12 protein-coding genes are annotated in these 11,923 nt (G+C 72.0%); 4 read left to right on the forward strand and 8 right to left on the reverse strand.

What is annotated here, in order from left to right; genetic code table 11:
- Positions 1 to 294: 294 nt before the first annotated feature.
- From def to ABEA26_RS12155, 8 genes are all read right to left on the reverse strand, one after another.
- Entirely contained in the window at positions 295 to 945 is a 651-nt protein-coding gene (def, locus tag ABEA26_RS12120) for a peptide deformylase (protein WP_345591829.1), read from the reverse strand.
- 105 nt (positions 946 to 1,050) lie between these two features.
- Positions 1,051 to 2,031 (reverse strand): tetratricopeptide repeat protein, encoded by a 981-nt coding sequence (locus tag ABEA26_RS12125; RefSeq protein ID WP_279559865.1) that lies wholly within the window; start codon positions 2,029 to 2,031, stop codon positions 1,051 to 1,053.
- Positions 2,032 to 2,145: 114 nt separating this feature from the next.
- Positions 2,146 to 3,366, reverse strand: coding sequence for an HD-GYP domain-containing protein (locus tag ABEA26_RS12130; RefSeq protein WP_425587825.1), 1,221 nt, complete (start codon positions 3,364 to 3,366; stop codon positions 2,146 to 2,148).
- Between the two features lie 355 nt (positions 3,367 to 3,721).
- Positions 3,722 to 5,050 (reverse strand): HD-GYP domain-containing protein, encoded by a 1,329-nt coding sequence (locus ABEA26_RS12135; RefSeq protein WP_345591835.1) that lies wholly within the window; start codon positions 5,048 to 5,050, stop codon positions 3,722 to 3,724.
- A gap of 161 nt (positions 5,051 to 5,211) precedes the next feature.
- Entirely contained in the window at positions 5,212 to 5,523 is a 312-nt protein-coding gene (rsrA, locus tag ABEA26_RS12140) for a mycothiol system anti-sigma-R factor (RefSeq protein ID WP_053136860.1), read from the reverse strand.
- Positions 5,520 to 6,203, reverse strand: coding sequence for an RNA polymerase sigma factor SigR (gene sigR, locus ABEA26_RS12145; RefSeq protein ID WP_003973756.1), 684 nt, complete (start codon positions 6,201 to 6,203; stop codon positions 5,520 to 5,522). The genes rsrA and sigR overlap by 4 nt, the downstream gene beginning before the upstream one ends.
- A gap of 257 nt (positions 6,204 to 6,460) precedes the next feature.
- Entirely contained in the window at positions 6,461 to 7,096 is a 636-nt protein-coding gene (locus tag ABEA26_RS12150; protein ID WP_345591899.1) for an alpha/beta hydrolase family protein, read from the reverse strand.
- A 127-nt stretch (positions 7,097 to 7,223) separates the two neighbouring features.
- Complete coding sequence (locus ABEA26_RS12155) at positions 7,224 to 8,039, reverse strand: SOS response-associated peptidase (protein ID WP_345591839.1); 816 nt, start codon at positions 8,037 to 8,039, stop codon at positions 7,224 to 7,226.
- A 105-nt stretch (positions 8,040 to 8,144) separates the two neighbouring features.
- Here ABEA26_RS12155 and ABEA26_RS12160 point away from each other — a divergent pair, with 105 nt between their 5' ends.
- The 4 genes from ABEA26_RS12160 to ABEA26_RS12175 all read left to right on the forward strand — a co-directional run bounded on the left by ABEA26_RS12160 (position 8,145) and on the right by ABEA26_RS12175 (position 11,827).
- The gene (locus ABEA26_RS12160; protein ID WP_345591841.1) at positions 8,145 to 8,867 is read left to right on the forward strand and encodes a M50 family metallopeptidase; all 723 of its coding nucleotides are present in this window, start codon (positions 8,145 to 8,147) and stop codon (positions 8,865 to 8,867) included.
- A 146-nt stretch (positions 8,868 to 9,013) separates the two neighbouring features.
- Positions 9,014 to 10,330, forward strand: coding sequence for a 3-phosphoshikimate 1-carboxyvinyltransferase (aroA, locus tag ABEA26_RS12165; RefSeq protein WP_345591843.1), 1,317 nt, complete (start codon positions 9,014 to 9,016; stop codon positions 10,328 to 10,330).
- A 12-nt stretch (positions 10,331 to 10,342) separates the two neighbouring features.
- Entirely contained in the window at positions 10,343 to 11,356 is a 1,014-nt protein-coding gene (gene rsgA / locus ABEA26_RS12170) for a ribosome small subunit-dependent GTPase A (RefSeq protein ID WP_345591844.1), read from the forward strand.
- Between the two features lie 147 nt (positions 11,357 to 11,503).
- Positions 11,504 to 11,827, forward strand: a complete 324-nt coding sequence (locus tag ABEA26_RS12175; RefSeq protein WP_279559871.1) for a DMT family transporter — start codon at positions 11,504 to 11,506, stop codon at positions 11,825 to 11,827.
- The last annotated feature ends 96 nt before the right edge of the window (positions 11,828 to 11,923 follow it).

The raw sequence follows: 11,923 nt of genomic DNA on the forward strand, positions 1-11,923 counted from the left end.
ATGCACGAACAAACCCCTCTCAGCCGCCGGTGGCGCACCCCTCTCGCCGGACGGGGCGTGCGCCGTTGCGTATCCCCGTACTTCCTATTCAGCACCACAACTGACCGTTCTGGGAACGGATTTGCTTCATTCGCCACCCCCCGGTGCCGGAATTCTCCTGGTGTGTGGCAGGTTCGCGTTCTTCTCGCGAGCGGCGGGGCTCGAACAGGCGACGGACAGACGAACGGCGCCCGCTCGGGGTGAGACCCGAACGGGCGCCGTGCGCGCGGTGGCTGTGTGGCGGATGCCGCGGTGTCAGTCGTTCGCGACCACGGGGTAGCGCGGCTCGTTCTCGGCCATCTGCCGCAGCGCCTCCTTGCGTTCACGCTTGGAGAGCCGGTCGATGTAGAGGTACCCGTACAGGTGGTCCGTCTCGTGCTGCAAACACCGTGCGAAGTAGCCGGTGCCGCGCACCCTGACCGGGTTGCCCTTCTCGTCCTGACCGGTCACCTCGGCGTAGTCGGGGCGGGCGAGCGGCGCGTAGGCGGTCGGCACGGACAGGCAGCCCTCGTTGCTGTCGTCCAGGCTGCGCCGGTCGGCGGGCAGTTCGACGAGGACCGGGTTGCAGACCACGCCGACGTGGCGGGCGCCCTCGTCGTCGGGGCAGTCGTAGACGAAGACCTTCTTGCCGACGCCGATCTGGTTGGCGGCCAGGCCCACGCCCTCGGCGGTGCGCTGGCTCGCGAACATGTCCGCGACCAGCTGCTGGAACTCCTCGCCGAAGTCGGTGACGTCCTCGCACTCCTTGTGCAGCACCGGGTTGCCGACCACCGTGATCGGACGCGAGGTGCCGCGTTCACGCCAGGACGCCTCGCGTTCCTCGCAGTCCTCGGTGTCGACGACGAACCCCTCGTCGTCCACGGGGAGCACGCCCGCGTGCTGCTGATCGGTGTCCTGCTGGGCCATGACCGACGTATGCCTTCCTCGAACAACTAAGGGTGATGCGACGCGACTGAGGGTGATACCTGGCGACCGCTGCCGCGGAGGTCCCGGTAAAGACTACGGGGCCGCTCAGCAGACCTCTTCCAGGTCCCGCCAGTCCCGGGAGTCGGGGCTGTCGGCGACCCATCCGTCCAGCAGCCCCTTCACCAGCGCGGCCGGCGCGGCCACCCCGCACTCCCGCTCCGGCACCCACAGCTGCCCGTCGGTGCGGTGGCCAAGCGGCCCCGGGTGCCCCGGTTCGCTGTGGTCGTGCGGGTCGAGGTGCTCGCCCTCGCCCTCGTCGGACGGCATCCGTGACTCCGAGCACATCCGGCACAGCAGCCGGACCGACGAGGACCAGTCCTCGGCGGCGAACCCGGCGTCGGCGGCGAGCTGCTCCAGGGCGTCCCGGTCGGACTCGGTGGCGGCCTCCAGGAGGACCACCCAGGTGGGCACGGGCGACGGCGCCCAGAGCTCGATCTCGTCGAAGACGGGGTAGGCGTGCCCGGCGGTGGTGGTGCGTTCCCCGTGCGGCACTCCGTCGTGCAGGACGACCTCGCCCCAGCGCCGGCCGGAGGACGGCAGCGGGATGGACAGCACCTCGATGCGGGCGGGGTCCAGCCGCCGCCCCCACACGACCTCGGCCTCCCCCTCCGGGGACAGCCGTACGGCCGCGCTGCCGAGGTCCATGCCGAGCGGCTCACCGGCGTCCGTCGGGTCCCCCGGGGTACGCAGTCCGTAGGCCTGCCAGGCCCGGCGGGCCAGCGGCCAGTCCTGCAGGGCGGTCGCCGCGATGCCGACGTTCCACCAGTCGGGTGCGCCGATGTCGCGGTCGAGCAGCGCGACGGCCCTCAGCCCCGCCGCCCTGGCCTGTTCCCAGTCGTGCCGGAACTTGTGCAGCAGGGCGAGGTTGAACCACGACTCCGACAGCCAGGGTTCCAGGTCGGCGGCGCGCGTCAGCAGCGCGCCCGCGTCCTCGTAGCGACCGTCACCGATCAGGGTGAACGCACGGTCGGTGGCCTGCCGCCAGGAGGCGGAGGGCCGGTGCCGTCCCTTGCCGAAGATCCTCACGATTCCCGCCTGCCAGTTCCGTTCTGTGGGCTGGCTGTGCCTTCCCGCGCCCCCGGACACCTTCTCCTTCGCATCCAACCACGTACGCCTGGAGGGGCGCTCATTACCCATGGGTTACCCAGCCGAGGGCGCGGTAAGACTGCCGCGGGCGAGCACCCGGGCCAGTGCTTCCACGACGTCCGGAGCGTAGTCGCCCGCGGTGGCCAGGCGCAGCTCTTCCAGCGCCGTGAGGCCGCCGCCGGGCCCGGCGTCCCGCGCCTTCTCCTCGTAGGCGTTCACGGCCCGTACGATCCGCGCGGCGACCGGCTGCTCCCGGCAGGGGTCGGCCTGCCGCTCCACCACCACGGCGACGGCCGCGTCGACCCCGGTCTGGCGGACGACGGCCCCGCCGAGCAGCGCGATCCGCCGCTGCTCGGCAGTGGGCAGGGCGGCGGTGGCCCCGTCCGGGACCGGGTCGACCAGGCTCAGCTGGCCGATGTCGTGCATGAGGGCCGCGTACTCCAGCACGGCCAGCTCGGCCCCGGAGAGCCCCAGGTCCCGACCGACGGCGCCGCTGAGTTCGGCGACGCGGCGGGCGTGCCCGGCCGGGGTGTACCCGGCGATCTCGGTGGCCCGGGCCAGGGAGGCGATGGTCTGCCGGTAGGTGGCCCGGACCGCCGCGTAGCGCCGGTAGGACAGCTGGGTGAGCAGCAGCGGCACGCTGAGGACGGGCAGCGCCCACAGTCCCGCGACGGCCACCGCGAGCGCCATCACCACGCCGGTCGCGCACACCGCGGACGTGATCCCGACCATGCCGCGCAGCTCCTCGCGCAGCAGCGCGCCGAAGGGCCATCCGGTACGCGCGTGTTCGAGTGCCGCGGCGAGTACGGCGTCGCACAGTGTGGTCAGGGCGAGCAGCGCGATCAGCAGCAGCGCGTACGCGGGGCCGCTCCAGTCACGGAAGACGCCCCGGTTGGACAGGGGCTGGAAGCACACGGCGGCGAAGGCGACGGTGAGCACGCGCCGCGCCAGGTGTTCCAGCACCGGCCCGCCGCCCCGGGCGACGTAGGGCACGCTGCCGAGCAGCGAGGCGGCGAGCACGACGGTGACGGTCTGGGCGACGCCGTGGTGTGTGGGCCGCCCGGCGACGTCACCGAGCAGCGCGTACGCCGGCGCCCCGGCGGCCGCGAGCGGCGCGGCCTCCCGGACCTCGGCCCCGGCCCGCCGGGTGAGCTCACCGAGGGCGACGAGGGCGCCGAAGGCGAGCGCGACGGCCCGCTCCGCCGGTCCCGACCACAGCACGGACGCGAGACAGGGGAGGGCGAGGAGCCCGGCGCAGGCAGGGACGAGGCCCAGGACGAGGGGAGAGCGGGACCAGGTTCGGGGCCGTGGCCGGGTCCGGTGCCAGGACTGAAACCGGGAACGGGGCCGGGGCCGGGACGAGGACTGGGACCGGGGCCGGGGCCAGGGCACGGGCCGGGGCACGGACTGGGACCGGAGCAAGGACCAGTGCAGGAACCGGCGCAAGGGCCGGGACCGGGGCTCGGGCCGGGCCCAAGACCGGGGCCGCCACGATGTCATGGCGGACTCCCCCCGACACGGCCGCGGCCTCCTGCCGCACGGCCGGCCGCCGGCGACCGGCCCGGGCATCCACCGGCGGCCTTTCCGGAGGCCGGGAGGAAGGCCGTCCCGCCACCTACCAGGATCCTCGTCACCGCGTCCCCCTGCCCACACTGTCGCACGCCTGTTCCCCCCGGCCCGCGGCCGCCCTGGCCCGCCGGACTACTGGCGCTCCTTCCGCCGTCACCGCCGGGCGCCAGCCGTGGTGTCCCAGGGCGCGGAGCAGCGCCCCGACCACCCGTGGGTCGAACTGCGCCCCGGCGCACCGCTGGAGCTCCTCCAGAGCCGCCGCGACGGGACGGGCCCGGCGGTACGAGCGCGTGGACGTCATCGCGTCGAAGGCGTCGGCGACGGCGACCACCCGGGCCGATTCCGGGATCCGGTCGCCGGCCAGTCCGTAGGGATAGCCGCTGCCGTCCAGTCGTTCGTGGTGGTGCAGGACGGCGGCCCGGGCCTCGCCCAGGAAGCGGATGCCGCGCACCATCTCGTGCCCGTACTCGGGGTGCAGTTCGATCACCCGGCGCTCCTCGGGCGTCAGCGGCCCGTCCTTGCGCAGCAGCCGGGTGGGCACGCCGAGCTTGCCCACGTCGTGCAGGATCCCGGCGAAGCGGAGCGTCTCCACGCGCTCGTCGTCCATGCCCAGCTCACGGGCGATCATCATCGACGCCTGGCCGACGCGCTCACTGTGCCCGCGCGTGTAGCCGTCCTTGATGTCGACGGCCTGCACCAGCGCGCGGATGGTCGCCTGGTGCGCGGCCCGTTCCCGGTGGTACTGGGCGAACGCCCACCACGCCACGCACATCGGCAGCAGCACGAGCAGCGCGGCCACGGGACCGTACGGGCTGCGCCACAGGACGGCCATCATCAGCCCGGCGAGCCCGTGCACGGCGATCGGAGCGAGCGACCGGGCGAACAGCCCCCGCCAGGCCCGGCGCGCCGGCACTCGGTCGGCGAGCGCCAGGATGCCGCCGTCCAGCAGGGTCAGCACCAGGCAGAACGCCAGTACCGCGGCCCCGGCCGGAACGAGCGCGTACGGGAAGTCGGGCGAGACGACGGCGTCCCGCCCGCCCAGCTCCCAGTGCACCCGCGCGGTGGCCCCCACGGCGAGCGTCAACTGCGCGGCCCGCCAGACGCGCCGCAGCACGAACGGCCGCCGCGCCACCGGGGACAGCAGAGCCCCGGGAAGCGCCACGAGCGCGGCGGCGGGCGGCGGCAGCAGGAACGCCCCGGCGAGCAGTACGGGGTAGCAGGTCCCGACGGAACGGGACCTGGCGAGGAGTTCCGAGCCCGCGTACAGGCCGGCCAACAGCAACACCGCCCACCAGGGCGCGTGCAGTTCGGGCAGCGGGCGCAGGCAGACCAGAGCGGCGAGGACGGCACCGGCGACGTACACACGCGCCCGCGCCGGTACCACGTCCACGAGCCCCTCCCCCGGCCATGCCTGTCAGGCTCCGGAGCCTAGGGCGGCGGCAGGGGGGACGCGGGCGGACAACCCGCGCATTAGCACGTACGAGTGACGTGACCAGAGTGACGTGACGTGTCGCGCGCACGGTCCGGCCCAGGGCCGACCTGCTGCTGAAGTCAGGACTCCTGCGGAGCCGGCGGCGCGGCCGTGACGTCGTGCTCGGGCACGGACTGCCCGGAGCGGATCAGGTCGATCCGGCCCATCACCTTGGAACGCAGGTCACCCGGCACGTCGTCCTGTCCGCAACACCGCTTGACCAGTTTCTTCACGGCCTGCTCCAACCCGTACTTCTCCAGGCAGGGCGAGCACTCCTCGAAATGGTGCTCGAACTTCACGCAGTCCGAGTCCGGCATCTCCTTGTCGAGGAACTCGTAGAGATGATCGAGGATTTCGCTGCAATCCGTTTCGTGCGGCTCTCCGCAGCTCATGACCCCGAGCCTTTCGCTTCGTTCGACTCTCCGGCGCCGGCCGGGACCAGGCCACGGTCGCGGGCGTAGTCCTCCAGCATGCCGCGCAGCTGACGGCGTCCACGGTGCAGCCGGGACATCACCGTACCGATGGGTGTCCCCATGATGTCCGCGATCTCCTTGTAGGCAAAGCCCTCTACATCCGCCAGATACACGGCGATGCGGAACTCCTCGGGGATCGCCTGGAGCGCCTGCTTCACGTCCGAGTCGGGCAGGTGGTCGAGCGCCTGCGACTCCGCGGAGCGCAGACCCGTCGACATGTGCGACTCGGCACGCGCGAGCTGCCAGTCCTCGATCTCCTCGGCCGCGCTGCGCTGGGGTTCGCGCTGCTTCTTGCGGTACGAGTTGATGAAGGTGTTGGTGAGGATGCGGTACAGCCACGCCTTGAGGTTGGTGCCCTCGCGGAACTGGTGGAAGGACGCGTACGCCTTGGCGTAGGTCTCCTGCACCAGGTCCTCGGCGTCGGCCGGATTACGTGTCATGCGCAGCGCGGCCGAGTACATCTGGTCGAGGAATTCCAGCGCGTCCCGCTCGAAGCGCGCGCTGCGCTCCGCGGTCGACTCCGCGCCCGTTCCCCGGCCCTCGGGCTGCTCCGCCTGGCCGTGTTCGGTCCCTGCGTCGGTCCCAGTGACCGGACCCACCTCCTCCAGTGATGTCACGGAGCCGAATGCGGCCCCGCTCGAATCGGAGGATAGACGACGATCCGGTCCGCCCGCCGCCCGAATAGGGGCGGTCTTCGCCGCATGCAGCACTGTCCAGTCCAGATCTGACCGGCTGCTGCGACTGGGGCAGAAGGCTGAACCCATGCGGCGGACTTCCTCTCCTACGGCGTCGGTGCTGGTTCTCAGCAACGTATGTCCGCCACAACAGTGGTCACCCGTCGGTCATTCCCGGGCGTTCACCCGAGTGAGCCGACCCACTCGACGACACCCTCGGTGATCAGATCCAGGGCCTGGCACTGGCTGATCTCCGCCCGCTTGGCGACGGCGAAGCCGTGGTCGCCGTACGGCACCTCCACCATGCCGTACGTCCCATCGGGGGCCTCGGGGAACTCCGCCGGCCTGCCGAAGGGGTCGTTGCCGCCCTGGACGACGAGGGTGGGCACCCCGGCTCCGAGCAACTCGTCGGCGCGGGACTTCTCGGGCTTGCCCGGTGGGTGCAGCGGGAAGCTCAGGGCGAGGACCGCGTGGGCGCCCAGTTCGGTGGCGGTGCGGCAGGCGACGCGGGCGCCGGCGCTCCGGCCGCCGGAGATCACCGGCAGCCCCGGTGCGGCCAGCGCGGGCCAGACGCCCCGCCAGCCGGCGTCCAGGGTCTTCGGCGCGGGGGCCAGCTTCTTGCCGGCCACCCGCCAGGGCTGCTCGACGAGGGCGACGCTCACCCCGTGGGCGGGCAGCGCGGCCGCCAGCGCCCGGAGGTCGCGCGCCTCGATGCCGCCGCCGGCACCGTGGCTCACGCCCAGGACGAGGCGCGGCCTCTTCGCCGGGTACCAGGTGATGCGGGCGGGGCCCGCGTCCGTCTCTACGGCCTCCGTCACATCCGCCACCTCCGTCACATCCGTCACATCCGTCGCCGTCGCCACATCCGCCGTCGGGTCCACCGTCACGTCCGTTGTCGCGTTCGCCATCACGTCCGCCATCACGCCCGTTGTCGCATCCGTCAGGTCAGAAAAGTGTGCCTTCCTCCGGCCCTTCCAGCTCCTTCAGCAGCTCCGGTCCGTTGTTGCGGACGCTGCTCACGGCCGTGGAGACGGGGAACGCCCGCATCAGCCCGGTGGGCGGCGGCGTGAGCAGGGAGGTCAGCTCGTCGGGGTCGGTGCGCGCGGGGTCGAGCCAGTCGTCCCAGCGGTCCGGCGTCAACATCAGCGGCATCCGGGGGTGGATGTCGGCCAGCGCGTGCGGGCCCTCGGCGGGGGCGACGGCCAGCGGTGCCGCCTCCGCCTCCGTGGTGATCACCGAGCATGTCACCCACCAGGTCCGCGGGTGGTCGTCCGGCAGCGTCCGGTCCCGCCAGAACTCGTACAGCCCTGCCATGGCGAACACCGTCCCGTCGGCGGGAGTCACGAAGTACGGCTGCTTTCGGGGCCGCTTCCTGCGCCCCTCGACCTCCAGGTCGCGTTCCTGCCTCCCGGTGACCCACTCGTAGTAGCCGTCGGCGGGCAGGATGCAGCGCCGGGTGGCGAAGGCACGGCGGAAGGACGGCTTCTCGTGGACGGTCTCCGCGCGGGCGTTGATCATCCGGGCGCCGCCCTCGGGCGTCTTGGACCAGGAGGGGACCAGCCCCCACTTCAGCTTGCGCAGCTGGCGAACCGGCTTCGGGTCCTCGACGTCTTTCAGTGGACGGTCCAGGACGGCGTAGACCTCCTTGGTGGGGGCCACGTTGTAGTCGGGTTCCAGAGTCTCCTCCGGCTCCCACTTCTCGATTTCAAAGATTCCCGCGAGATCCTCGGGTCGACGACTCGCCGCATACCGTCCGCACATACGTGCCACACTGCCAGGCCAGCCCGCCTCCCGACCACCACCCCTCGACGAGGCGCCGCGCGCCACGACCCGCCCGTACCCACCGACGAGGAGCCCTCACCGAACATGGACCACCTCGCAACGGCCTCGCTCACCTCACTCTGGGACGAGGTCTCCGGCACCCAGTCCGATCCCGACCTGTGGGTGGTGGTCGCGACCCTGGTCGCCGCGCTCGCGGTCGTCGTGCCGCGCGGGCCGTGGCGGACAGCGCGCAACGCCATCACCATCGCGCACGAGGGCGGCCACGGACTCGTGGCCCTGGTCACCGGACGCACTCTGACCGGCATCACCCTGCACTCCGACACCAGCGGCCTGACCGTCAGCCGGGGCAAGCCGCACGGCCTCGGGATGATCCTCACCGCGGTCTCCGGCTACACCGCTCCCCCGCTGCTCGGCCTCGGCGGCGCCGCGCTGCTCGCCTCAGGACGCATCACCCTGTTGCTGTGGCTGGCGACGGCGCTGCTCGTCGCACTGCTGGTGATGGTCCGCAACGCGTACGGGGTACTGACGGTGGTGCTCACCGGGGCCACGTTCGTCCTGGTGTCCTGGCTGGCCGGGCCCCAGGTGCAGGCGGCGTTCGCGTACGCGGTGGTGTGGTTCCTGCTGCTCGGCGGGGTACGTCCGGCGTTCGAGCTGCAGGCCAAACGGGCGCGGGGCGGGGCCGGCGACTCGGACGCGGACCAGTTGGCCCGGCTGACCCACGCGCCGGCGGGGGTGTGGTTCTTCCTGTTCCACGCGGTGTCGCTGTGCTCGCTGGTCGGCGGGGGGCGCTGGCTGCTGGATCTGTGAGCCCAGGGCGACAGGGGTGACCCGGGGTATGTGCTCTGCCCTACGCTCCGCATATATGCACGGCAATTGCACTGTCGCGGTTTCGGTCAGGTTTCACCGCTTTTGATCAAGATCTCCGATGGTCCTCAGCCATTAAAGTGGGGCCCATGACCGTGAACCCCGCGCACACCATCCTCTGGCCCGCCCCGCACGCGAGCGGAGCCGTCGACGCGACCGTCCACGTGCCCGGATCCAAGTCGGTCACCAACCGTGCCCTGGTACTGGCCGCTCTCGCCTCCGAGCCCGGCTGGCTCCGCCGCCCGCTGCGCTCCCGCGACACCCTGCTGATGGCCGACGCCCTGCGCGCGATGGGCGTCGAGATCGAGGAGGGCGTCGGCCCGGACGGCACCGGCGAGTTCTGGCGTGTCATCCCGGCCGGCCTGCGCGGCCCGGCCACGGTCGACGTGGGCAACGCCGGCACGGTCATGCGCTTCCTGCCGCCGGTCGCCACACTCGCCGACGGCGCCATCCGCTTCGACGGCGACCCGCGTGCGTACGAGCGTCCCCTGCACGGGGTGCTCGACGCGCTGCGCGCCCTCGGCGCCCGCATCGACGACGACGGGCGCGGCGCACTGCCGTTGACCGTGCAGGGCGGCGGCGCGCTGGAGGGCGGCCCGGTCGAGATCGACGCGTCGTCGTCCTCCCAGTTCGTCAGCGCCCTGCTGCTGTCCGGACCGCGCTTCAACCAGGGCGTCGAGGTCCGCCACACCGGCTCCGCGCTGCCGTCCATGCCGCACATCCGCATGACCGTCGACATGCTGCGCTCGGTCGGCGCCCAGGTCGACACCCCGGAGTCCGGCGGTGAGCCGAACGTCTGGCGGGTCACGCCGGGCGCGCTGCTCGGCCGGGACCTCACGGTCGAGCCCGACCTGTCCAACGCCCAGCCGTTCCTGGCGGCGGCGCTGGTGACCGGCGGCAAGGTCGTGGTCCCCGACTGGCCGTCCCGCACCACCCAGCCCGGTGACCGGCTCCGCGAGATCTTCACCGAGATGGGCGGTTCCTGCGAACTGACCGACTACGGGCTCGTCTTCACCGGGTCGGGTGCCGTGCACGGCATCGACGTCGACCTGAGTGAGGTCGGTGAGCTCACCCCGGGCATCGCGGCCGTCGCCGCCCTCGCGGACTCCCCCTCGACCCTGCGCGGGGTGGCGCATCTGCGCCTGCACGAGACGGACCGGCTGGCCGCGCTCACCAAGGAGATCAACGAACTCGGCGGCGACGTCACCGAGACCGCCGACGGCCTGCACATCCGCCCGCGGCCACTGCACGGCGGGACCTTCCACACCTACGAGGACCACCGCATGGCCACCGCCGGCGCGGTCATCGGCCTCGCGGTGGAAGGGGTGCGGATCGAGAACGTGGCGACGACGGCCAAGACCCTGCCCGAATTCCCCGACCTGTGGACCGGGATGCTCGGGGTATAGGGACGGTTCGCCATGCGTCGCTACGGCAAGCACACCGACGAGGACGACATCCGTTCCCGCCCCAACCGCAAGGGCAACCGGCCGCGCACCCACATCCGGCCCAAGCACGAGGACGCCGCCGAGGGCCTGGTCCTGACCGTGGACCGCGGCCGGCTGACCTGCCTCGTCGGGGACCGGATCGTCATGGCGATGAAGGCCCGCGAACTGGGCCGCAAAGCGGCGGTGGTCGGCGACCGGGTGGCACTGGTCGGTGACCTGACCGGCAAGAAGGACACCCTCGCGCGCATCGTCCGCATCGGGGAGCGCACCTCGCTCCTGCGCCGCACGGCGGACGACGACGACCCCTACGAGCGCGTGGTCGTCGCCAACGCCGACCAACTCGCCATCGTCACCGCCCTCGCCGACCCCGAGCCACGACCGCGTCTGATCGACCGCTGCCTGGTCGCGGCGTTCGACGGCGGCCTCACCCCGCTGCTGGTGATGACCAAGTCGGACCTCGCACCGCCCGACGAACTGCTCGAACTGTACGGCGCGTTGGACATCCCGTACGTCGTGACCAGCCGCGAGGAACTGGAGAACGGCGCCGCGGCCGGCCTCGTAAGAGAGCACCTGGACGGCAAGATCACGGCCTTCGTCGGCCACTCCGGAGTCGGCAAGACGACGCTCGTGAACACGCTGGTGCCCGAGGACCGCCGTCGCGTGACGGGCCACGTCAACGCGGTGACGGGACGTGGCCGGCACACGACGACCTCGGCCCTCGCCCTGCCGTTGTCCTCGAAGGAGGGCGGCTGGGTCGTCGACACCCCGGGCGTACGGTCGTTCGGGCTGGCGCACATCGATCCGTCCCGGGTGATCAACGCCTTCCCCGACCTGGTGCCCGGCACGGAGGGCTGCCCCCGCGCGTGCAGTCACGACGAGCCCGACTGCGCGCTGGACGCGTGGATCGCCGAAGGACACGCCGACCCCGCCAGGCTGTACTCGCTGCGCCGGCTGCTCTCGACGCGGGAAGCGAAGGAAGGCGACTGACCTCCGCGTTGTTTGCCGTGCCGTGGGACCGGTAAGTGCATAATCGCACCAAGCCGGATCCAAGCCTGCGCAAAGCCGGACGAAGCGACCCAGTGAAGAGACCAGGCGACGCGGCGGTCACGGTACGGGACTACGGGAGGACAACACATGGCGTGGCTGCTGGTCATAGTGGCCGGGGTGCTCGAAACCGGCTTCGCCGTCTGTCTGAAGCTGTCGCACGGGTTCACCCGGCTCTGGCCCACCATCGCCTTCTGCGCCTTCGCGCTGGGCAGTTTCGGCCTGCTGACCATGGCCCTGAAGAAGCTCGACGTCGGTCCCGCGTACGCGGTGTGGACCGGTATCGGCGCGGCGGGCACCGCCATCTACGGCATGGTCTTCCTCGGCGACCTGGTCTCGACCCTGAAGATCGTCTCGATCAGCTTCGTCATCATCGGTGTGATCGGGCTGCAGCTGTCGGGCTCGGCGCACTGAGGCGATCGACGCGCTCGCCGCGTCGCGTCGGGTCCGCCACGTCCACCGCCTTCTGACGGGCCCACCGCGGTCCGCCGCGACCGTCGGGTCCACCGC

Origin of the sequence: Streptomyces marokkonensis, from assembly GCF_039539045.1 — a bacterium.
In the GTDB taxonomy this organism is placed as follows: Bacteria; Actinomycetota; Actinomycetes; order Streptomycetales; family Streptomycetaceae; genus Streptomyces; species Streptomyces marokkonensis.